The sequence below is a fragment of the Pseudomonas sp. PL-6 genome (genome assembly GCF_054110165.1).
In genome coordinates, this window is sequence record NZ_CM134189.1 from 352,417 (window position 1) to 374,581 (window position 22,165).

Sequence of the window (22,165 nt, forward strand, 5' to 3'; positions counted from 1 at the left end):
TATGGTGACCCAAGCTTTTTCCTGCGTACCCGAGAGGAACAACAATGACTCAAGTCGTCTCGCCGCTTCGCTGTGCCGCCGTGATTGGCGCCGGCACCATGGGCCGCGGCATCGTCATCAGCCTGGCCAACGCCGGCCTGCGCGTGCTGTGGCTGGACAACAACCCGCAGATGGTCGAGCAGGGCCTGGCGATGGCCGCGGACACCTGGGCGCACAACGTCGCCAAGGGCCGCATCGATGCGGCCGAGGCCGCAGCGCGGCGGGCGCGTGTCGAGGCGGTGGACGGCTACGCGGCGCTGGCCGATGCCGACCTGGTGATCGAGGCGGTGTACGAGAATCTCGAGCTCAAGCAACGCATCTTCCGCGAGCTGGACGCGGTGCTGAAGCCCGGCGCCATCCTCGCCAGCAACACCTCGGCGCTGGATATCGACGCCATCGCCGCCGTCACCGCGCGGCCGGAGGCGGTGCTGGGCCTGCACTTCTTCAGCCCGGCGCACATCATGAAGCTGCTGGAGATCGTGCGCGGCGGCAAGACCGCGCCCGCCGTGCTGCAGGCCGCGCAGGAGCTGGGCGCGCGCATGGGCAAGGTGGCGGTGGTGGCCGGCAACTGCCACGGCTTTATCGGCAACCGCATGCTGCATACCTACGTGCGCGAGGCGCGCATGCTGCTGCTCGAGGGCGCCTGGCCGCAGCAGGTGGATGCGGCGCTGCAGGGCTTCGGCTTCGCCATGGGGCCGTTCCGCACGTATGACGTGGTCGGCATCGACCTGGAATGGCGCGCCCGCGAGCTGGCCGGCCAGGGCCAGGAGGACCCGGCGGTGCAGGTGGACAACCGTCTGTGCGAGCTGGGTCGCTTCGGCCAGAAGAGCGGCCAGGGTTATTACCGCTACGCGCCGGGCAGCCGCCAGGCCGAGCACGATCCGCAAGTGGACGCGCTGGTACAGGCCGAGGCCGAACGCCTGGGCTTCACCCGCCGCGATATCGGCACCGAGGAAATTCTCGAGCGCTGCCTGCTGGCGCTGGTCAACGAGGGGGCGAAGATTCTCGAGGAGAACATCGCCGCCAACAGCCGCGACATCGATCTGGTGTATCTGAACGGCTACGGCTTTCCCGCCGAGCGTGGCGGGCCGATGAGCTGGGCCGACGGCGAGGGTGTCGCGGCGATTCATCGGCGTCTGCTGCAACTGACCGAGCGTTTCGGCGCGCACTGGCAACCGGCGGCGTTGATCGAGCGGCTGGCCAGCGACAACAAGCGATTCGCCGACGTACAGGAGGGCCAGGTATGAGCTATCAGGCGCCATTGCGCGATATGCGCTTCGTGCTGCACGAGTTGTTCGACGCTGCCGGCCACTGCGAGCGTCTGGGTAACGGCCTGGATCGCGAGCTGATCGACGGTGTGCTGGAGGAGGCTGCGGCCTTCGCCGCGGGCGAGGTCGCGCCGCTCAATCGCAACAGCGACGAGGAGGGCTGCCGCCTGGAGAATGGTCAGGTCAGCACGCCCAAGGGCTTTGCCGAGGCCTACCGGCAATACGTGGACAACGGCTGGGCGAGCATGACCGGCCCGCTGGAGTACGGCGGCCAGGGCTTCCCGCAGCTGGTGGCCTTTGCCTTCCACGAAATGCTGATGGGCGCCTCTTTGTCCTTCCGCGTCTACTCCGGGCTGACCGAGGGCGCCGTGCTGGCGCTGCACAAGCATGGCAGCGAAACGCTGAAGCAGCAGTACCTGGGCAAGCTGGTCAGCGGCCAGTGGAGCGGCACCATGTGCCTGACCGAGCCGCAGGCCGGCACCGACCTGGCGTTGCTGCGTACCCGCGCCGAGCCGCAGGCTGACGGCAGCTACCGCGTCAGCGGCAGCAAGATCTTTATCAGCGGCGGCGAGCAGGACATCTCCGAAAACATCATCCATCTGGTACTGGCGCGCCTGCCGGATGCGCCTGCTGGCGTGAAGGGCATTTCATTGCTGCTGGTGCCGAAATTTATCACTGCCGCCGACGGCACACCGGGTGAACGCAACACGCTGTCGTGTGGCGCTATCGAGCACAAGATGGGCATCAAGGGTGCCTCCACCTGCGTGATGAACTTCGACGGCGCCACCGGTTGGTTGGTGGGCGAAGCCAACCAGGGCCTGGCCTGCATGTTCACCATGATGAACGACGCGCGCTTTCAGGTCGGCCTGCAGGGCCTCGGCATTGGCGAGGCCGCCTTCCAGGGTGCGCTGCGCTACGCCCGTGAACGCCTGCAGTCCCGTGGCCTGGCGGGTGTGCAGGCGCCGGACAAGGCTGCCGATCCGATCATCGTTCACCCCGACGTGCGACGCATGCTGTTGACCCAAAAGACCCTGGTCGAGGGCAGCCGCATGCTCGCCGCCTACACCGCGCGCCAGCTCGACCTGGAGCATGGCGCCGAGTCGGGCGAGGCACGCAAGGCGGCCGGCAAGCGCGCGGCGCTGCTGATCCCTATCGTCAAGGCGTTCTTCACCGACATGGGCCAGGAAGTGGCCAGCCATGGCGTGCAGGTCTATGGCGGGCATGGCTTCATCCGCGAGTGGGGCATGGAACAACTGATGCGCGACAGCCGCATCACCCAGCTTTACGAAGGCACCAACGGCATTCAGGCGCTGGACTATATCCGCCGTAAATTGCTGGGCGACGGTGGTGCGGAATTGTCCGCACTGCAGGCCGAGTTCAGCCAGCTGTGCGATGCCGAGGCGGATCGACCAGCCCTGGCTCAGATGGCCAGTGTGGTGCAGGCCCGTCTGGGCGAATGGCGCGAGCTAAGCACAGAAGTGATTGCCGCCTGTCAGCGCGACCCGCAGGAGATCGGCGCCACTTCGGTGGATTTCCTCCAGTACTCGGCCTATGTGCTGCTCGCCGGTTTCTGGCTGCAGGCCGCGGCGCGGTCGCAGGATGCGCTGGAGGCAGGTAGCGGCGAGGCGGGTTTCTACCAGGCCAAGCTGCACAGCGCCGAGTTCTATCTGCGCCGTGTGCTGCCGCGCGCCAGTGCGCACCGCGAAGCCCTGCTGGGCGGCGCGCAGTGCCTGATGGCCATGGATGAGGACAGTTTTGCGTTCTAGCGCGGGTTATTGGTGCGCCGTGCGCACCGAAGGAAACCAGACAACAAGAGGAGCACCCATGCATCCCTTCAGCTTCGCCACCACCGCGCAGATTCTCTGCGAATCCGGCGCCAGCCTGCGTCTGGCCGAACTGTGCCGCGAGCGCGGCGCCCGGCGCGTGCTGATCGTCACCGATCCCGGCATCACCCGCCTGGGCCTGCTGGAGCCCCTGCTGCCGGGCTTCGCCCGCGCCGGCCTGGGCGTGCAGCTGTTCGACCAGGTGCTGGCCGATCCGCCCGAGGCCGTGGTGCTGGCCGCCGTGGCCCAGGCCCGCGAGCTGCAGGCGGAGCTGGTGGTCGGTTTCGGCGGCGGCAGCTCGATGGACGTGGCCAAGCTGGTGGCCTTGCTGGCGCATCCCGACTGCGCTCAGGCGCTGAGCGAGATCTATGGCCTGGGCAATGCCCGCGGCCGGCGCCTGCCGCTGATCCAGGTGCCGACCACCGCCGGTACCGGTTCCGAGGTGACGCCGATCGCCATCGTCACCACCGGCGAGACCACCAAGCTGGGCGTGGTTTCGCCGCTGCTGCTGCCGGATCTGGCCCTGCTCGACGCCGACCTGACTCTCGGCCTGCCGCCTGCTGTCACCGCCGCCACCGGCATCGACGCCATGGTGCATGCCATCGAGGCCTACACCAGCGCGCTGAAGAAAAATCCGCTTTCCGACCTGCTGGCACGCGAAGCCCTGCGTCTGCTGGCAGCCAACCTCGACGAGGTGGTGCACAACGGTGGCAACCGCGACGCGCGCCAGGCCATGTTGCTCGGCGCCTGCTTGGCCGGGCAGGCCTTCGCCAACGCGCCGGTGGCGGCGGTGCATGCGCTGGCCTATCCCTTGGGCGGGCATTTCCACATTCCCCACGGGCTGTCCAACGCCCTGGTACTGCCGCAGGTGCTGGCCTTCAACGCGCCAATGGCCGCGCCGCTGTACGCCGAGCTGGCGCCGTTGGTATTGGGCGAGCAGTTGCGGGCGGGCAGTGCGGCGGTGCAGACCGAGCAGCTGATCGAGGCCCTGGCCGGCTTCAGCCAGCGCAGCGGCCTGCCGACGCGGCTGCGCGATGCCGGGGTGAGCGAGGCCATGTTGCCGACGCTGGCGGCGGACGCCATGCTGCAGCAGCGCCTGCTGGTGAACAATCCGCGCGAAATGAACGAGCAGCAGGCGCTGGCCATCTATCAGGCGGCCTATTGAGACGAGCTTGCCGTAGGGTGCGCCGCGCGCACCGAAGCCACCCCAAGGATTATCGATGAGCCAACCCCAACACCTGCGTGGCGACTACCGCCACTTTCAGCCGATCACCACGCGCTGGCACGACAACGACCTCTACGGCCACGTCAACAACGTGACCTATTACAGCTACTTCGATAGCGCGGTGAATGCCTACCTGATCGCCGAGGGCGGCCTGGACATCCATGCCGGCGAGGTGGTCGGCTTCGTGGTCAGCTCCAGCTGCGACTACTTCGCCTCCATCGCCTTCCCCGACGCCATCGAGGTCGGCCTGCGCGTCGGCAAGCTGGGCAACAGCTCGGTGCAGTACGAGCTGGCGGTGTTCAAGGCCGGCGAGCAGCAGGCCTGCGCCGCCGGGCGCTTCGTCCATGTGTTCGTCGACCGTGCGAGCAATCGCCCAGTACCGATTCCGCCGGCCCTGCGCGCGGCGCTGGAACGCCTGCTGGTGGCCTAGTCCGGGTTCGCCAGGATCGAGCAGCCTGCTAGGCTGTGGGCAGTCATCTGCCAGGTAGTGTCCATGTCCGATCTCGAGCGCGAGCAGGCGCAGCAACGCGCCGCGCGCATCGCCGCCTTCGCCGAGGAGCTGGCCGAGCTGCGTCGCGAGCAAGTGCTGCAGCTGAGCGAGGTGCAGGAACAGGCGGTCGCCGCCCATCATCGGCAATTGCTGACGCATTACCGGCAGACCCTGGATATCGACGCCGATGTCCGCGCGCGCCAGCTGTCGCTGGGGATGCGCCTGGCCTCGCTGTTCGGCGCGCTGGCCCTGGCGGCCGGATTGTTCTTCCTGTTCTACCAGTTCTGGGGCCTGTTCGACGCCGCGGCCCAGGTCGCCATCCTGCTCGGCAGCAGCCTCGGCAGCCTGGCGCTGTGCTTCTGGCTGCAGCGCCGCGACGCCTCCGGTTACTACGCCAAACTGGCGGCCGTGCTGGCCTTCGTCTGCTTCGTGCTCAACCTGACGCTGCTCGGGCAGATCTTCAATATCACCCCCTCGCCCAATGCCCTGCTGCCCTGGGCTGCGCTGGCCCTGCTGTTGGCCTACTCGGTGCGCCAGCGCCTGCTGCTGGTGGCGGCGCTGCTGTGCCTGGGGCTGTTCGTCGCCGCGCGGCTGAGCGACTGGGCCGGCTGGCACTGGTGGGCGCTGGGCCAGCGGCCGGAGCACTTCATGCCGCTGGCGCTGCTGCTGTTGCTGCCGCAATGGCTCGACCAGCGCCGCTACCCGGGTTTTGCCGCCTGTTATCGGGCGCTGGGCCTGCTTTACCTGCTCGGCCCGGTGTTGCTGCTGTCCTACTGGGGCGAGGCCAGCTACCTCGACTGGCCGGTGCGTGGCGTCGAGGCCTTCTACCAGGTGCTGGGCTTCGTCCTGGCGGGCCTGGCGGTCTGGCTCGGCATCCGCCGCGGCTGGGGCGAGGTGGTCAACGGTGGCCTGGTCTTCGCCCTGTTCATGCTGTTCGCCAAGCTGTTCGACTGGTGGTGGCAGCTGCTGCCGCGCTACCTGTTCTTCCTCCTGCTTGGGCTGATCGCCCTGCTGTTGCTGGTGCTGCTGCAACGCTGGCGGCGCAGCGCCCAGGACGGTGCGGCATGAACCGCGCGCTGTGGCTGGGTCTGGGCTTGATCCTGCTGAGCAACGCGGTCGCCCTCGGCGGCGTCTGGTACAACCGCAGCGGCGAGCCCGAGGCGCGCCTGACGCTGAGCCCGCGCGAGCTGGGGCGGGTGTCCGATGCCCTGTTGCGCGGCGAGGAGAGCAGCGTGCTGCGTCTGCGGCTGAGCTGGCGCCATGCAGCCGGCAATGCGCGGCTGCCCTGGCTGGACGCGGCCAAGCTGGACGAACTGGGCTTCAGCGCCGAGGACCTCGAGCGGCCGCTAAGCCGTCAGTTGCCGCGCAGGGTCTGGCTGGTGCTGGAGTTGGACGGCCCGGCTTATCGCCGCCAGCTGGACGGCGCGCGCCAGGCCCTGCAGGCCGCCGAAAGCGCCCTGCAGGCGGCGCCGGACAACCAGGAGCTGCAGCGCCAGCGCGACGAACGCCGCCGCCAGCTGCAATACGAGGAGCAGCAGGCCAGTCGGCTGATGCTGGTGGATGCGGGCGTGGATGCCGAGGCGCTGCGTCGGCGCTGGCCGGATCGGCGACGCCAGGTGCTGCTGTCCGGGCGGATCGAGCCCTATCGGCACGGCGCGCAGGCGGATTACGGTGCCAGTATCCGCCTGGACGGCGCTCGCTTGAGCCTGCCCCGCGCCTACCGCGAGCTGTTTCGCGGCTGGCCGCGGGGCCATGACGAAACAGGGCCCAAGGTGCAGGTCGAAGTCGCCTTCGGCCGTCGCCATGAGCCCTGGGTGCTCAGCGTTCGTCAGTGATGACGATGCCAGTGCTTCTTGTGCTTCCGCTTGCCGTGGTAGTGGTGGTGATGCACGTCGCGGCGGTAACGACGGTCGTCGCGGTGGTAATGGCGATCATCGTAGCTGGCGTTGCCCATATGGTTGCCCAGCGCGCCGCCGGCGCCGCCGCCCACCGCCGCGCCGACCAGGCCGCCGGTGTTGCCGCCGACCTGCTGGCCGATCACGTTGCCGCTGGCCGCGCCCAGGGCGCCGCCGATGGCGGCTTCGGTGCGGCTGCGCCGATCCGCGCCGACCGCGCTGCCGGCCGCGCCGCCGATACCGGCGCCGATGGCCGCGCCGGTATTGCCGCCGACCTGTTTGCCGACCGCAGCGCCCAGCACTCCGCCCAGAGCGCCGCCAATACCGGCTTCGGTATTGCCGGCCAGGGCGGCGCCACTGGTCAGGCTAAGGGAGAGGAACAGCAGTTGCAGTGACTTCATGAACACCTCGATGACGGAGCCGCCTTGCGGCGAGAGTTGCTCCATTGACCTGCGGCGCCCATGTCGGGTTCCCGACCTCCCGTCGGCCACTGGTCTGGTTGTGGAACTGGTTCACGGTTTCGCCAAACGGGCGCAGGGGTGGCGCTCACAGCAGGCTCTCGCGGCCCCACTGCTCCAGCGCCTGGGTCAGCGGCAGCACCTCGCCGGGGCGGCTGAGCGCGTAGCCGGGCAGTTGGCCGATGCGCGCCTGGAACTCCGGGTTCTGCAGCACCCGCAGCAGGGCAGTCATGGCCGGCAGCTCGAGGCTGTCCTCGCGGCACAGCAGGCAATAGTGCTCGCGGGCCATGGGGATGAAATCCAGGCCGAAGCGGCGCGCCGCCGCCTCGACGCCGAAGCCGGCGTCGGCCATGCCGCTGGCGACGTAGGCGGCCACCGCCGCGTGGGTGAACTCCTCGTTGTGAAAACCGCTGATCGCCGCGCTGTCCAGGCCGTCGCGCTGCAGCAGGTCCTGCAGCAGCAGGCGGGTGCCCGAACCGGGCTCGCGGTTGACGAAGCGCAGCTCGCCGCGCGCCAGGTCCGCCAGGCCGCGCACGCCGTGCGGGTTGCCGGGGGCGAGCATCAGCCCCTGGGTGCGCACGACGAAGGTGATCACCCGCTGGTCGGGGCGCAGCCAGGGCTGGATGCGGGCCATGCTCAGTGCGCCGAGCGGGCCGGCCGGCACGTGCAGGCCGGCCACCTCGCAGTCGTGGCGATGCAGGGCGATGATCGCCTCGCTGCCGCTGCGAAACTGCACCTCCCACTGCCAGCTGGGGTCGCGCTCCAGCCACTCGCGCAGCGCCGCCACGGCGAAACCGTGGCTGGCATGGATGCGCAGGCCGGGGTTGCTGGCCTGCAGCACCCGGTTCAGCTCCAGCTCCAGCTCGCCGGCCAGGTTGTCCAGCTGCGGCGACAGCCGCGCGCGGATGCGCTGGTCGGCCCATAGCAGCTTCTCGCCCAGCGGCGCCAGACGCGCGCCCTTGCCGCGTTCCAGCTCGATCAGCGGGCTGCCGAAGAACGCCTGCCACTTGCCCAACAGGTTCCAGGCATGGCGGTAGGAATAGCCGACGCGGGCGGCGGCCTCGGTGAGCTTGCCGGTGTCGTGTACCGCCTGCAGCAGTTCCAGCCCCTGCGGGTCGAGGCTGCTGCCGTCGCGCTGGTGGAAACGCCAGCGCGGCTGGATATCGATACGGATCATATGTTCAAAGCTTCATATTTGTGTGGCCAATTTCCCATGTTAGTTTGCCGTGCATGGGCGCTTTGCGTCCGAGTATAAGAACTTTACTTCATATATGGCGAGCCCAATGGCTTCGCTTGGGATAAGCCGACCAGCAACCGTGACTGGCGCGGATTATCTCCCCCGACAGTACCGGCGACCTCCGCCGGCTGGAGCATCGAATATGGCTGTTCTTCCCCAGCGCTTCGCCCCCGAGCAGTGCCAGGCCGTCGCCCGCGAGGTGCTGGCCGCCCACCGCGGCCAGCCCGGCGCCCTGCTGCCGATCCTCCACGACATCCAGGACCGCCTCGGCGCCGTACCGCCCGAGTTGCTGCCGCTGATCGCCGAGGACCTCTGCCTGTCGCGCGCCGAGGTGCACGGGGTGGTCAGCTTCTACCACGATTTTCGTGCCACGCCGCCCGGTCGCCAGGTGCTCAAGCTTTGCCAGGCCGAGGCCTGCCAGTCGATGGGGGTCAAGGCGCTGACCGCCGAGCTCGAGGAGAAACTCGGCCTGCCGCTGGGCGAGACCCGTGCGGACGGCAGCCTCAGCTTCGAGCCGGTGTACTGCCTGGGCAACTGCGCCTGTGCGCCGAACGCCATGCTCAACGGCGAGCTGCACGGCCGTGTCGATGCCGATGAACTGCTGGCGCTGCTGGCCGAACAGGAGGCACGCGCATGAGCGAGTCGATCAAGGTCTTCGTCCCGCGCGACGCCACCGCGCTCAGCCTGGGCGCCGACAAGGTGGCCCAGGCCATAGTCGCCGAGGCCGCGGCGCGCGGTATCGAGGTGCAACTGGTGCGCAACGGCTCGCGCGGGCTGTTCTGGCTCGAACCGCTGGTCGAGGTCGCCACGCCGGCCGGCCGCGTCGCTTATGGTCCGGTCAAGGCGCGCGACGTCGCCGGGCTGTTCGATGCCGGTTTCCTCGAAGGCAAGGCGCATGCGCTGGGCCAGGGCCTGACCGAGGAAATCGACTACCTCAAGCGCCAGGAGCGCCTGACCTTCGCCCGCGTCGGCATCACCGACCCGCTGTCGCTGGAGGACTACATTGCTCACGATGGCTACTGTGGCCTCAAGCGCGCCCTCGGCATGGCGCCCGAGGCGATAGTCGCCGAGGTCACCGAGTCCGGCCTGCGCGGCCGTGGCGGCGCGGCCTTCCCCACCGGCATCAAGTGGCGCACCGTGCTCGGCTGCCAGGCCGAGCAGAAGTACATCGTCTGCAACGCCGACGAAGGCGACTCGGGCACCTTTTCCGACCGCATGGTGATGGAAGACGACCCCTACGTGCTGATCGAGGGCATGTGCATCGCCGGCCTGGCCGTTGGGGCGACCAAGGGCTACATCTACCTGCGCTCGGAATACCCGCACGCCGAGGCGGTGCTGCTCGAGGCCATCGCCCGCGCCACGGCCGCCGGCTACCTGGGCGACGACCTGCTCGGCAGTGGCAAGGCCTTCCACCTGGAGCTGCGCCGCGGCGCCGGCGCCTATATCTGCGGCGAGGAAACCGCGCTGCTGGAAAGCATCGAGGGCAAGCGCGGCACCGTGCGGCCGAAGCCGCCGCTGCCGGCCATCGAGGGCCTGTTCGGCCAGCCGACGGTGATCAACAACGTGATCTCGCTGGCCTCGGTGCCGATCATCCTCGACAAGGGCGGCGCCTATTACAGGGACTACGGCATGGGCCGCTCGCTCGGCACCTTGCCGATCCAGCTGACCGGCAACATCGCCCGCGGCGGCCTGATCGAGAAGGCCTTCGGCATCACCCTGCGCGAGCTGCTCTACGAGTACGGCGGCGGTTCGGCCAGCGGCCGGCCGATCCGCGCGGTGCAGGTCGGCGGCCCGCTCGGCGCCTACCTGCCCGAGTCGCAGTTCGACACGCCGCTGGACTACGAAGCCTTCGCCGCCCTCGGCGCGGTGCTCGGCCACGGCGGCATCGTGGTGTTCGACGACAGCGTCGACATGGCCGACATGGCCCGTTACGCCATGGAGTTCTGCGCGGTGGAGTCCTGCGGCAAGTGCACACCCTGCCGCATCGGCTCGACCCGCGGCGAGGAGCTGCTGGCGCAGATCATAGTCGCCCGCTCCGAAGGCCCGCAGCCGGGGCGCATCGAACTGCTCAAGAGCCTCTGCGACACCATGCTCGGCGCCTCGCTCTGTGCCCTCGGCGGCATGACCCCCTATCCGGTGATGAGCGCCCTCAACCACTTTCCCGAGGACTTCGGCATGGCGCAAGACGCCGCCGAAGCCCGCTGATCCGGAGGCGTCCCCATGGCCCTGTATCGTGAACTCGACTATGGCACCCCTGCTCGCAGCGGCGCCCCGGTAACCCTGGAAATCGACGGCAACGCCATCACCGTGCCGGCCGGCACCTCGCTGATGCGCGCGGCCCAGGAGGCCGGTATCGCCGTGCCCAAGCTGTGCGCCAGCGACAGCCTGGAGCCCTTCGGCTCGTGCCGCCTGTGCATGGTGGAAATCGAAGGCCGCCGCGGCTTCCCGGCGTCCTGCACCACCCCGGTGGAGGCGGGCATGGTGGTGCGCACGCAGAGCCCGAAACTGGCCGAACTGCGTCGCGGCACCATGGAGCTGTACATCTCCGACCACCCGCTGGACTGCCTGACCTGCTCGGCCAACGGCAACTGCGAGCTGCAGGACATGGCCGGCGTGGTCGGCCTGCGCGAGGTGCGCTACGACCCGGTGAAGACCCACCTGGCCGAGGCCAAGGACGAGTCCAACCCCTATTTCAGCTATGACCCGGCCAAGTGCATCGTCTGCAACCGCTGCGTGCGCGCCTGCGAGGAAGTGCAGGGCACCTTCGCCCTGACCATCGACGGCCGTGGCTTCGATTCGCGCGTGGCCGCCGGCCAGGACGAGGACTTCCTCGACTCCGAGTGCGTGTCCTGCGGCGCCTGCGTCAACGCCTGCCCGACCGCCACCCTGATGGAAAAATCGGTGATCGAGCTGGGCCAGGCCGAGCGCAGCGTGACCACCACCTGCGCCTACTGTGGCGTCGGCTGCTCGTTCAACGCCGAGGTCAAGGGCAACACCGTGGTGCGCATGGTGCCGAACAAGAACGGCCACGCCAACCACGGCCACGCCTGCGTCAAGGGCCGCTTCGCCTGGGGTTACGCGACCCACCCGGACCGCATCAAGACCCCGATGATCCGCGACAGCATCCATCAGCCCTGGCGCCCGGTGAGCTGGGACGAGGCCATCGGCCACGCCGCCCGGCGCTTCAAGGAGATCCAGGCGCAGTACGGCAGCCACGCGGTCGGCGGGTTGACCTCCTCGCGCTGCACCAACGAGGAAACCTACCTGGTGCAGAAACTGGTGCGCGCCGCCTTCGGCAACAACAACGTCGACACCTGCGCCCGCGTCTGCCATTCGCCGACCGGCTATGGCCTGAAGGTGACCCTCGGCGAGTCCGCCGGTACCCAGGACTTCGACTCGGTGCTGGCCGCCGACGTGGTACTGGTGATCGGCGCCAACCCCACCGACGGCCACCCGGTGTTCGGCTCGCAGCTCAAGCGCCGCCTGCGCGAGGGCGCCAAGCTGATAGTCGCCGACCCGCGCGGCATCGACCTGGTGCGCAGCCCGCACATCCGCGCCGAGCATCACCTGCAGCTGCGTCCGGGCAGCAACGTCGCCCTGCTCAATAGCCTGGGTCACGTGATCGCCACCGAGGGCCTGATCAACGAGGCCTTCGTCGCCGAGCGCTGCGAGGCCGAAGCCTTCGCGCAGTGGCGCGCCTTCGTCAGCGAACCGCGCAACAGCCCCGAGGCCATGGAGGCCCTGACCGGCGTGCCGGCCGCTTCGGTACGCGCCGCCGCCCGCCTCTACGCCACTGGCGGCAACGCGGCGATCTACTACGGCCTGGGCGTCACCGAGCACAGCCAGGGTTCGTCCACCGTGATGGCGATCGCCAACCTGGCCATGGCCACCGGCAATATCGGCCGGCCCGGGGTGGGCGTGAACCCGCTGCGCGGACAGAACAACGTGCAGGGCTCCTGCGACATGGGCTCCTTCCCCCACGAGCTGCCGGGCTACCGCCACGTTTCCGACCCGGTGGCACGGCCGCAGTTCGAGGCCGCCTGGGGCGTCAAGCTACTCGACGAGCCGGGCCTGCGCATCCCCAACATGTTCGCCGCGGCCCATGCCGGCACCTTCAAGGGCATTTACATCCAGGGCGAGGACCCGGCGCAGTCCGACCCCGACACCCAGCACGTCACCGATGCGCTCAAGGCCATGGAGTGCGTGGTGGTGCAGGACCTGTTCCTCAACGAAACCGCCAAGTACGCCCATGTGTTCCTGCCCGGCGCCTCCTTCCTGGAGAAGAACGGCACCTTCACCAACGCCGAGCGGCGCATCTCGCCGGTGCGCAAGGTGATGCCGGCGCTGGCCGGCAAGGAAGACTGGGAAGTGACAGTGGCGCTGTCCAACGCCCTCGGTTACCCGATGCACTACCGCCATCCGTCCGAGATCATGGACGAGATCGCCGCGCTGACGCCGACCTTCAGCGGCGTCAGCTACGCCAAGCTCGAGCGCCTGGGCAGCATCCAGTGGCCGTGCAACGACGAGGCGCCGCAAGGCACGCCGATCATGCACGAGGACGCCTTCGTGCGCGGCAAGGGGCGCTTTATGGTCACTGAGTACATCCCCACCGACGAGCGCACCTCGCGCAAGCGGCCGCTGGTGCTGACCACCGGGCGCATCCTCTCGCAGTACAACGTCGGCGCGCAGACCCGGCGCACCGCCAACACGGCCTGGCACCCCGAGGACGTGCTGGAACTGCACCCGGTGGACGCCGAGGACCGCGGCATCAAGGACGGCGACTGGGTCGGCATCGACAGCCGCGCCGGCGAGACGGTGCTGCGCGCCAGGGTCACCGAGCGCATGCAGCCGGGCGTGGTGTACACCACCTTCCACCACCCGGAATCCGGCGCCAACGTGATCACCACCGACAACTCCGACTGGGCCACCAACTGCCCGGAGTACAAGGTCACCGCGGTGCAGGTGCGCAAGGTCGAGGCGCCGTCAGACTGGCAGCAGGAGTTCGATACCTTCACCCGCGAGCAGGTCAACCTGCTGCCGCAGATCAAGGTGGTGCAGCTATGACCGGCGTGCGGGGCACCTGCCCGGCGGCCTGGCTATCGCTGCGCTCGACCTACGCGGCCCGACCCATCCTACCCAGGGGGACTTTTCGATGGGCATGAACGCCACGCAACTGATCAAGATGGCCAACCAGATCGGCGCCTTCTTCGCCTCCCAGCCCGATCCCGCCCAGGCGCGCACGGAGTACGCCCAGCACCTCAAGCGCCAGTGGGACCCGCAGATGCGCACGGCGCTCTACGCTCACCTGGACGCCAGCGGCGGTGAGGGCTTGAGCGAGTTCGTGCTGCAGGTGCTGCGCGATTTGCGCGGGCAGATCGAGCCGCAGGCCGCGCGAGCCCTGTAGGGTGTCGCGGGGCCGCCCAGGCTGTGCGCAGCACACAGCCGCAAGTGTCGGATAACCTAAAGTCTCGGTTCGGCGTAGGGTGGATGACGCTCTTTTCATCCACCATTGCGGCACCACGGTGGATCGGTAAAGCGTGATCCACCCTACGATCCTCGCGAGGAGCCAGCATCCCATGTCACGCCGTACCGCCGACCCGCTCGCCGATGATCGCACCGCCCACCCGGCGCGGGACGGCTACGCCTATGTCGAGCTGGACCAGGCGGCGCGCAGCGGTCATGCGGTGCTGGCCGAGGAATGCGCCCTGGCCATCGCCTACAACGGCATCAGCCATGCGGTGATGATGGTCTCGCCCAGCGCGTTGGAGGATTTCGTGGTCGGCTTCAGCCTGAGCGGCGCGCTGGTCGAGGGCGTCGAGGAAATCTACGACATCCAGATCGGCCGTCAGGGCGAGGCCTTTCACGCCGAGGTGCAGATCGCCAACCGCGCCTTCTGGGCGCTCAAGCAGCAGCGGCGCAATCTGGCCGGCACCAGCGGCTGCGGCCTGTGCGGGGTGGCGGCGCTGGAGCAGGCGCTGCCGCAACTGACCGAGCTGGCCGACAGCCCCCTGCCGCCGGCCGCGCACCTGCATGAGCTGCGCGCACGCATCGCCGCGGTGCAGCGCCTGGCGCGCCACAGCGGCGCGCTGCATGCCGCGCTGTTCGTCGACGAACAGGGCGAGATCGTCCTGTGCCGCGAGGATATCGGCCGCCACAACGCCCTGGACAAGCTGATCGGCGCGCTGCGCCGCGAGGGCCGCGACGGCCGCCGCGGTTTCGCCGTGGTCACCAGCCGCTGCAGCCTGGAGCTGATCCACAAGGCGGTGCGCGCCGGCTTCGCCAGCCTGGTCAGCCTCTCCGCGCCCACCGACCTGTGCGTGCGCTGGGCGCGCCAGCACCGCCTCAACCTGATCCACCTGCCGCACCATAGCGCGCCGAGGGTCTACAGCCCGGCGCCACTCTGAGACCAACGGCGCGCCCACCCGCCCTGCAGCATCTAGACTTGCGCTTCCGGGCGCTGCCTGCCCGGCCATCCACAAGGCACGAGAGGAATCGCCATGAGTATCTTCGCCTTTGTCAAAGAAGCCGGGGTCAAGCTGTGGGAGTCGCTGGTGGGTCAGGAGGCGCAGGCCGCCGAATCGCTCAAGGAGCACGTGGCCAAGGTCGGCCTGGGCAATCCGAATATCGAGGTCAGCGTCGAGGGCGACAAGGTAACCGCCCGCGGCGAGGTGGCCAGCCAGGAAGAGAAGGAGAAGATCCTCCTGGTCCTGGGCAACGTCGCCGGGGTCGGCGAGGTGGACGACCAGATCGGCGTCGTCACGCCGGCGCTGGCGGCGCGCTTCGTCACGGTGAAGAAGGGCGACACCCTGAGCGCCATCGCCAAGATCGAATACGGCAACGCCAATGCCTATATGAAGATCTTCGAGGCCAACAAACCGATGCTCGGCCACCCGGACAAGATCTATCCGGGGCAGGTATTGCGCATTCCCGAATAAACACGCCTCCCCTGCAGGGGGCGGTCAGCCGGCGCCTACGACAAGCCCATCCCGGCTAGCCCCTGCAACAGCGCCCGATAATCCTCCACCGCGGCGAACTCCTCGGTGTCCTTGGGACCGGCCTGGCTGTCCGGCTGGCGTACGGCGAGCAGCTGGGCGACGCCGAAGCGCCCGGCACTGCGCAGGATCGGCAGGCTGTCGTCGATGAACAGGCTGCGCGCCGGGTCGAACTCGACGTCCTGGCGCAGGGCGAACCAGAACTGCTGGTCCTCCTTGGGAAAGCCGTAGTCGTGGGAGCTGATCAGGCGTTCGAACCAGGGCGCCAGCTCCACGCGTTCGAGCTTCAGCGACAGCGAGTCGCGGTGCGCGTTGGTGATCAGCACCACGCGCTTGCCGGCCTCGCGCAGGGCGCGCAGGAACAGCTCGGCATCCGCACGCAGGGCGATCAGGTGAGCGACCTCGCGCTTGAGATCGCGGATCGAGAGGTTCAGCTCGCGGCTCCAGAAATCCGTGCAGTACCAGTTCAGCGTGCCGGCGTGCTGGCGAAACAGTGGCAGTAGCTCGGCCTCGGCCAGCGCCAGGCTGAGGCCGTGGTGCTCGGCGTAGCGCTGCGGCAGGTGCTTGAGCCAGAAGTGGTTGTCGAAGTGCAGGTCGAGCAGGGTGCCGTCCATATCCAGCAGGACGGTGTCGATCTGGTGCCAGGGCAGTGGAAGCATGGGGACGTCTTGCGCTCGAAGGTCGTGAATCTGCCGGCCTGCGTCGCGAACGTGCAATCTGCGCCGGGGATAATCGGAAAAGCCGCGGTATGATAACCCGCCAGGTCACGCCAAGGAGTCGTCCCATGCGTCAGAAGCCCACGGTACTCGCCCGTGAAATAGTCGCCAGCAGCCGTCTGTTCCGCGTCGAGGAGCTGCAGCTGCGCTTTTCCAATGGCGTCGAGCGGACCTACGAACGTCTGGTGGGCAAGGGCGTCGGCTACGGCGCGGTGATGGTGGTGGCGATGCTCGATGCCGAGCATGCGGTGCTGGTCGAGGAATACTGCGGCGGCACCGACGACTACCAGCTGTCGCTGCCCAAGGGGCTGATCGAACCGGGCGAGGACGTGCTGGTGGCGGCCAATCGCGAGCTCAAGGAAGAGGCGGGGTTCGGCGCGCATGAGCTGGAGTACATCACCGAGCTGAGCCTGTCGCCCGGCTACATGAGCCAGAAGATCCAGGTGGTACTGGCGCGCAATCTGTACGAAGAACGCCTGCCGGGCGACGAGCCGGAGCCGATGCGGGTCGACCGCATCAACCTGCGCGAGCTGTCCAGCCTGGCCCAGCACGCCCAGTTCAGCGAGGGCCGCGCCCTGGCCGCGCTGTACCTGGTACGCGACCTGCTGAGTCAGCGTGGGGAGTTCGTGCAGTGAGTCATCCCTATATTTCCCAGGTGATCGAACTGGTACGCGCCGCCGGCGCGGCGACCCTGCCGTACTGGCGCAGCGACGTGGCGGTGACGGAGAAGGCCGATGCCTCGCCGGTCACCGCCGCCGACCTGGCCGCCCACCATATCCTGCTCGATGGCCTGCGCGCGCTGGCACCGGCGGTGCCGGTGCTGTCCGAGGAGGCCGCCGACATTCCCCTGGCCGAGCGCGCCGCCTGGACGCGCTGGTGGCTGGTCGACCCGCTCGATGGCACCAAGGAATTTATCGCCGGCTCCGAGGAGTTCACCGTCAATGTCGCGCTGATCGAGCACGGCCGCGTGGTGTTCGGCGTGGTCGGCATTCCGGCCAATGGGCGCTGCTATTACGGTGGCGCTGGTCTGGGTGCCTGGCGCAGCGAAGTGCCGGGTGACGAGCAGCCGATCGGCGTGCGTCTGGCGCCGGCGCAGGGCTTTACCCTGGTGGCCAGCAAGCGCCATTCGAGCCCGGCCCAGGAGCGCCTGCTCGGCGGCCTGGCCGCGCGCTTCGGCGAGCCGGCGCTGGCCAATATCGGCAGCTCGCTGAAATTCTGCCTGCTGGCCGAGGGCAATGCCGACTGCTACCCGCGCCTGGCGCCCACCTCGCAGTGGGACACCGCGGCGGCGCAGGGCGTGCTGGAAGGGGCGGGCGGCGAAGTGCTGGATCTGGCCGGCGCGCCGCTGGCTTACCAGGCGCGCGAATCCTTTCTCAATCCGTCGTTCCTGGCCTTGCCGGCCGCCGCCGAATGGCGTGGCGAGCTGATCGAGCTGGCGCGCGGGTTGGCATAAAACCAGCGGGAGGGGCTTCAGCGGCGATTGTCGCGGCTGAAGCCCCTCCCACAGCGCATCACACTCAATCGAGCATATCGCGGTAGCGCTCGTCCTTCTTGAACACCAGCGGCTGGTCGAAGCCGGGCACCTTCACTTCTTCGGTGGTGATGGAGATCGCCTGGTCGTCGATCATGTCGTTGCCGAAGTTGTAGATGATGTCCAGCTGGCCCAGCAGCGCCTGGCTGTCGTAGGCCCTCGCCGCGGTGCGGGTGGCTTCGCGGCGGGCCAGGTAGGCGTCGAAGGCGGCCTGGCCGTGGCGCTTGCACAGCATGCGCTCGACCACGTGCGGGGCCAGCACCAGGGCGCTGGCGTTGTTGCCGCCAAAACCCTTGGAATTGATGAAGGCCACGTCCATTGCCTGCTCACCCAGCTTGCGATCGACGGTGGACAGGCTCAGGTGCTGCTGGTGCACGTCGCCGGCCACCGCGTCGATGGTCTTCAGGCCGGGCAGGATGCCGTACTTGAAGGCGCCGAGGGCGGCGATCACCTGGTCGCCGCTGGCGGTGGCCAGGGAATGGCCGACGAAGGCCTTGACCGCGGTGATCGGCCACTGCTCGATGCCGAAGGCGCTGGCGACGCGGTCGAGAATCTCCGACTCGGTGACGCGGTTGGCCGGGGTGCTGGAGCCGTGGGCGTGGACGAAGCTGCGGCTGCGTACGGCGTCCAGGCCGAGCAGCTGCACGGCGCTGGCCACGGCCTTGGCCACGGTCAGGTAGTTGCCCGGACCGGGGGCGGAGATGGATTTCTTGAAGCCGTCGGCGTTGATGAACACGTCCGGCACCGCGCCGTGGATGTCGGCGCCCAGCTCCAGGGCCAGCTCGTCGTCCATCAGCACCACGAACTGGCAGGCCTCGGCCAGGGTGAAGCCGCAGTTGTCGCCGAACGGGCGGCTGGCGCGGCGGAAGTCGACATCCTGCTTGCCCTCGATCTGACGCAGGCCTTCCTCGGTGGCCAGCGCGCCCATGGCGCCGTAGCCCTCGATGCACTCCTGGTTGATCGGCGCCTCGCTGCTGCCGACGATGACCACGCGCGCCTTGCCCGAGGCGATCTGCTCGATGCCCTTCTGCAGGTTGTAGAGGAAGGTGGCGCAGGCGCCGGTGATGCTGCCGGTGGTGCCGACGCTGCCGAGCACGTAGGCGTTGATGAAGTCGGCCGGCATGGTGTTGAGGCCCAGGGCCAGCTGCTTGGCGGTGACCCGGCCGCCTTTCAGGCGCGACTGCATCATGCCGCCGAAGCCGTTCTCGTCGAGCTGGCTCATGATGCAGCTGGCGAATACGGCGATCTCATCCGGCGCCACATGCTGGACGATGCGCTGCCAGTCGATGCCCACCGAGCGCAGCGCGTCGGTGACGCCGACCACGGTCATGGCCAGGCCGCGCGGGTGGAAGCGCGAGTTGTACAACTCGCTCGGTTCGAAGCCGGTGGGCAGCTGGCCGGCGGACTTCACCGCCAGCGGGCGGTAGCTGTCGACCTTGAACTCGCAGCTGTCGTGCAGGGTGACCTGCACCTCGCTGGCGTTGAGCTCCTGCACCGACCAGTTGGCCGGCAGCGGTTCGGGCAGCTGCTTGCGCAGGGTGAGGAAGCTGAGGCTGCCGCTGTGGCCGGGGGCCAGGCCGATGCTCTTCTGCCAGTGGGCGGCGTCCGGGTCGAGATGCTGCTTCTCGATGCGGCGCACCAGGGTGCCGGCGAGAATCTCCTCGGCGTAGCGGCTTTCGATGTCGGCCAGGCTTAGCGGCTGGCCGTCCTGATTGCGGTACTGGCCGTCGACCACGCGCACCAGTTTCATCATCTGCGCCAGCCCGGCCAGCGTCTCCTGGCGCGCGCGGGCGTCCAGGGTCTCGATCACGGTGCGGCGAAAGCCATGGTGGAAGGAGCTGCGCCCGGCTGCGTTGTACCCCCCAAAACCCACGATCACAGGTAAGCGCGACATAACTCAAAAGCTCCTGAACTGGGCCAGCGCGACGCCGAGCCGGCGCCTTGCGGCGCGGGCGCGGATCCCAAAGCGGTGGCGTATGCAAAGATTCGGCTGCCTATCCTGACGTGGATCATGACCGTCGAGTCACTCATCCGACCAATGTCGTGGCGAGCGAAAAGCATGCCGCGGGCAGGACAGCTCGTCGTGGGCGTCGTTAATCCCAGGGCGGATCCGGGGGGGCGCCGCGCGCAGCAAGGGTTTTCCAGGTGGATGCGCACTAACAACAAGCCCGCCGGATGGCGGGCTCGTGCACTGCTGGTCGCATCAGGCCTGGTAGCTGATATGACCGTCGACCAGGGTGTAGCGCACCGCGCCGGGCAGGCAATGGTCGATAAAGGGGCAGTTGCCGCCCTTGGAGTACCAGCGTTCGCCGGCCAGGGTGGAGGCCTGCGGATCGAACAGCACCAGGTCGGCTGCGGCGCCGACGGCCAGACGACCGGCCGGCAGGCGCAGCGCGTCGGCCGGGCCGCTGGACAGACGCGCCAGCAGCGTCGGCAGGTCCAGCAGGCCGTCCTGCACCAGGCTCAGGGCCAGCGGCAGCAGCAGCTGCACGCTGCTGATGCCCGGCTCGGTGGCGGCGAAGGGCGCCAGCTTGGCGTCGCGCTCGTGCGGTTGGTGGTGGCTGGCGATGGCCGCGATCACCCCGGCCTTCACCGCCTCGCGCAGGCCGTCGCGGTCGGCCCGCGAGCGTAGCGGCGGCTGCACATGGTAGAGGCTGGAGAAGTCGATCAGCGCCTCGTCGGTGAGGATCAGCTGGTACAGCGCCACGTCCGCCGTCACCGGCAAACCGCGCGCCTGGGCGGCGGCGATCAGCTCGGCGCCGCGGGCGCTGGTGATCTGGCTGAAGTGCGCGCGCACGCCACTCTGTTCCACCAGTAGCAGATCACGGGCCAGGGCCACGGTCTCGGCGGTTTCCGGAATGCCGGCCAGGCCGAGGAAGCTGGCGGTCGGGCCTTCATGGGCCAGGCCGCCTTCGGCCAGATCGGCGTCCTGCGAGTGGAAGATCACCTGCAGGTCGAAGGTGGCCGCGTATTCCAGCGCGCGGCGCAGGGTGCGGCTGCTGCGGAAGTTGTCCAGGCCGTTGCCGAAGGCGACGCAGCCGGCATCGCGCAGCGCGACGAGTTCTGCAAGCTGCTCGCCGGCGAGGTTCTTGCTCAGTGCGCCGATGGGGAAGACCTTGGTGTGCCCGGCCTCGCGCGCGCGGTCGAGGATCAGCTCGGCCACCGCCGGGGTGTCCAGCACTGGCTTGGTAATTGGCGGGCAGCACAGGCTGGTGACGCCGCCGGCCGCGGCGGCCAGGGTTTCGCTGGCGATGCTGCCCTTGCGGCTGTAGCCCGGCTCGCGCAGGGCCACCGACAGGTCGACCAGGCCGGGGGCGGCGATCAGGCCCTGGGCGGCGAGCGTCTGCTCGGCGATGAAGCCGGCCGGCGCCTGGCCGATGGCGACCAGCTTGCCGCCGTCGAGATAGAGGTCGGCGACCCGATCCAGGCCGCTGCTGGGATCTATCACGCGGGCGCCGAGGATTGCGGTACGCATCAGTTGGCCTCCTCGGCATTGAGTTGACGTTGGGCGTTCTGCCCGCTCATGGCCATCGACAGCACCGCCATGCGGATGGCGATGCCGTAGGTGACCTGGTTGAGGATCACCGACTGCGGGCCGTCGGCCACCGCCGACTCGATCTCCACGCCACGGTTGATCGGCCCCGGGTGCATGACCAGGGCATCGGGCTTGGCCAGCGCCAGGCGCTGCTCGCTGAGGCCGAACAGGCGGTAGAACTCGCCTTCGCTGGGCAGCAGGCCGCCCTGCATGCGCTCGCGCTGCAGGCGCAGCATGATCACCACGTCGACGTCCTTGAGGCCCTCGTTGGCGTCGCTGAACACGCGCACGCCGTAGCTTTGTTCGAGGCCGATGGGCAGCAGGGTCTTCGGCGCGATCACGCGGATATCCGGGCAGCCCAGGGTCTTCAGCGCCAGCATATTGGAGCGCGCTACCCGCGAGTGCAGGATGTCGCCGACTATGGCCACCGACAGATTCTCGAAGTCGCCCTTGTGCCGGCGGATGGTGAGCATGTCGAGCATGCCCTGGGTCGGGTGGGCGTGGCGGCCGTCGCCACCGTTGATGATCGCCAGGTTCGGGCAGACGTGCTCGGCGATGAAGTGCGCGGCGCCGGAGTCGGCATGACGCACGACGAAGATGTCGGCAGCCATGGCTTCGAGGTTGCGCAGGGTGTCGAACAGGGTCTCGCCCTTGCTGGTGGAGCTGGTCGACACGTTGAGGCTGATGACGTCGGCCGACAGCCGCTGGGCGGCCAGCTCGAAGGTGGTGCGGGTGCGCGTGGAGTTCTCGAAGAACACGTTGCACACGGTCTTGCCGCGCAGCAGCGGCACCTTCTTCACCGCGCGCGCACCGACCTCGAGGAAGGAGTCGGCGGTGTCGAGGATTTCGGTCAACAGCTCGCGGGGCAGGCCGTCGAGGGAGAGGAAATGGCGCAGCTGGCCTTGGTCGTTCAGCTGCAGCGGGCGCTTGGCGGCGAGTGGCGTCATCGCGGGAGT

Annotated in this window: 20 protein-coding genes; 14 read left to right on the forward strand and 6 right to left on the reverse strand. The window is 68.6% G+C overall.

Annotated elements, in window-relative coordinates; all coding sequences use genetic code 11:
- Positions 1-44 precede the first annotated feature (44 nt).
- The 6 genes from ACW9UL_RS01610 (at position 45) to ACW9UL_RS01635 (ending at position 6,680) form a co-directional block, all read left to right on the forward strand.
- On the forward strand, positions 45-1,286 hold the full coding sequence (locus ACW9UL_RS01610) for a 3-hydroxyacyl-CoA dehydrogenase (RefSeq protein ID WP_457788633.1): 1,242 nt from the start codon (positions 45-47) through the stop codon (positions 1,284-1,286).
- On the forward strand, positions 1,283-3,073 hold the full coding sequence (locus ACW9UL_RS01615; protein WP_457788634.1) for an acyl-CoA dehydrogenase C-terminal domain-containing protein: 1,791 nt from the start codon (positions 1,283-1,285) through the stop codon (positions 3,071-3,073). The genes ACW9UL_RS01610 and ACW9UL_RS01615 overlap by 4 nt, the downstream gene beginning before the upstream one ends.
- Before the next feature lie 58 nt (positions 3,074-3,131).
- The gene (locus ACW9UL_RS01620; protein WP_457788635.1) at positions 3,132-4,295 is read left to right on the forward strand and encodes an iron-containing alcohol dehydrogenase; all 1,164 of its coding nucleotides are present in this window, start codon (positions 3,132-3,134) and stop codon (positions 4,293-4,295) included.
- Positions 4,296-4,350: 55 nt separating this feature from the next.
- Entirely contained in the window at positions 4,351-4,785 is a 435-nt protein-coding gene (locus ACW9UL_RS01625) for an acyl-CoA thioesterase (RefSeq protein WP_397495739.1), read from the forward strand.
- Between the two features lie 63 nt (positions 4,786-4,848).
- Entirely contained in the window at positions 4,849-5,913 is a 1,065-nt protein-coding gene (locus ACW9UL_RS01630) for a DUF2157 domain-containing protein (RefSeq protein ID WP_457788636.1), read from the forward strand.
- Entirely contained in the window at positions 5,910-6,680 is a 771-nt protein-coding gene (locus ACW9UL_RS01635) for a DUF4824 family protein (protein WP_457788637.1), read from the forward strand. The genes ACW9UL_RS01630 and ACW9UL_RS01635 overlap by 4 nt, the downstream gene beginning before the upstream one ends.
- Here the strand turns inward: ACW9UL_RS01635 and ACW9UL_RS01640 are convergent.
- The gene (locus ACW9UL_RS01640) at positions 6,674-7,141 is read right to left on the reverse strand and encodes a YMGG-like glycine zipper-containing protein (protein ID WP_457788638.1); all 468 of its coding nucleotides are present in this window, start codon (positions 7,139-7,141) and stop codon (positions 6,674-6,676) included. The two genes, ACW9UL_RS01635 and ACW9UL_RS01640, sit on opposite strands and share 7 nt — an antisense overlap.
- Positions 7,142-7,286: 145 nt before the next feature.
- On the reverse strand, positions 7,287-8,375 hold the full coding sequence (locus ACW9UL_RS01645) for a substrate-binding domain-containing protein (RefSeq protein WP_457788639.1): 1,089 nt from the start codon (positions 8,373-8,375) through the stop codon (positions 7,287-7,289).
- A 202-nt stretch (positions 8,376-8,577) separates the two neighbouring features.
- Here ACW9UL_RS01645 and ACW9UL_RS01650 point away from each other — a divergent pair, with 202 nt between their 5' ends.
- The 6 genes from ACW9UL_RS01650 to lysM all read left to right on the forward strand — a co-directional run bounded on the left by ACW9UL_RS01650 (position 8,578) and on the right by lysM (position 15,370).
- Positions 8,578-9,072 carry a formate dehydrogenase subunit gamma gene (locus ACW9UL_RS01650; protein ID WP_021443503.1) on the forward strand — a complete coding sequence of 165 codons (495 nt, stop codon included), beginning with the start codon at positions 8,578-8,580 and terminating at the stop codon, positions 9,070-9,072.
- Positions 9,069-10,640 (forward strand): formate dehydrogenase beta subunit, encoded by a 1,572-nt coding sequence (locus ACW9UL_RS01655; protein WP_457788640.1) that lies wholly within the window; start codon positions 9,069-9,071, stop codon positions 10,638-10,640. Before ACW9UL_RS01650 ends, ACW9UL_RS01655 begins: the two co-directional genes overlap by 4 nt.
- Positions 10,641-10,655: 15 nt before the next feature.
- On the forward strand, positions 10,656-13,499 hold the full coding sequence (fdhF, locus tag ACW9UL_RS01660; protein WP_457788641.1) for a formate dehydrogenase subunit alpha: 2,844 nt from the start codon (positions 10,656-10,658) through the stop codon (positions 13,497-13,499).
- A gap of 94 nt (positions 13,500-13,593) precedes the next feature.
- On the forward strand, positions 13,594-13,839 hold the full coding sequence (locus ACW9UL_RS01665) for a formate dehydrogenase subunit delta (protein WP_397495746.1): 246 nt from the start codon (positions 13,594-13,596) through the stop codon (positions 13,837-13,839).
- A gap of 172 nt (positions 13,840-14,011) precedes the next feature.
- Positions 14,012-14,839 (forward strand): formate dehydrogenase accessory sulfurtransferase FdhD, encoded by an 828-nt coding sequence (gene fdhD / locus ACW9UL_RS01670; protein ID WP_457788642.1) that lies wholly within the window; start codon positions 14,012-14,014, stop codon positions 14,837-14,839.
- Between the two features lie 93 nt (positions 14,840-14,932).
- Positions 14,933-15,370 (forward strand): peptidoglycan-binding protein LysM, encoded by a 438-nt coding sequence (gene lysM, locus ACW9UL_RS01675; protein ID WP_021443837.1) that lies wholly within the window; start codon positions 14,933-14,935, stop codon positions 15,368-15,370.
- A gap of 35 nt (positions 15,371-15,405) precedes the next feature.
- Here the strand turns inward: lysM and yrfG are convergent, their stop codons facing one another.
- Complete coding sequence (yrfG, locus tag ACW9UL_RS01680) at positions 15,406-16,086, reverse strand: GMP/IMP nucleotidase (protein ID WP_457788643.1); 681 nt, start codon at positions 16,084-16,086, stop codon at positions 15,406-15,408.
- Positions 16,087-16,211: 125 nt separating this feature from the next.
- Between yrfG and nudE the strand changes: the two genes are divergently transcribed.
- Together nudE and cysQ are read left to right on the forward strand one after the other, a co-directional pair.
- A complete protein-coding gene (gene nudE, locus ACW9UL_RS01685) occupies positions 16,212-16,778 on the forward strand; it encodes an ADP compounds hydrolase NudE (RefSeq protein WP_457788644.1) in 567 nt (188 codons plus the stop codon).
- Positions 16,775-17,596, forward strand: coding sequence for a 3'(2'),5'-bisphosphate nucleotidase CysQ (gene cysQ, locus ACW9UL_RS01690; RefSeq protein ID WP_457788645.1), 822 nt, complete (start codon positions 16,775-16,777; stop codon positions 17,594-17,596). The genes nudE and cysQ overlap by 4 nt, the downstream gene beginning before the upstream one ends.
- A 64-nt stretch (positions 17,597-17,660) precedes the next feature.
- Here cysQ and ACW9UL_RS01695 read toward each other — a convergent pair whose 3' ends face one another.
- From ACW9UL_RS01695 to ACW9UL_RS01705, 3 genes are all read right to left on the reverse strand, one after another.
- Positions 17,661-19,568, reverse strand: a complete 1,908-nt coding sequence (locus ACW9UL_RS01695) for a beta-ketoacyl synthase (protein ID WP_457788646.1) — start codon at positions 19,566-19,568, stop codon at positions 17,661-17,663.
- Between the two features lie 309 nt (positions 19,569-19,877).
- Entirely contained in the window at positions 19,878-21,149 is a 1,272-nt protein-coding gene (locus ACW9UL_RS01700) for a dihydroorotase (protein WP_457788647.1), read from the reverse strand.
- Positions 21,149-22,156 carry an aspartate carbamoyltransferase catalytic subunit gene (locus ACW9UL_RS01705; RefSeq protein ID WP_021444027.1) on the reverse strand — a complete coding sequence of 336 codons (1,008 nt, stop codon included), beginning with the start codon at positions 22,154-22,156 and terminating at the stop codon, positions 21,149-21,151. The genes ACW9UL_RS01700 and ACW9UL_RS01705 overlap by 1 nt, the downstream gene beginning before the upstream one ends.
- Between the last annotated feature and the right edge of the window lie 9 nt (positions 22,157-22,165).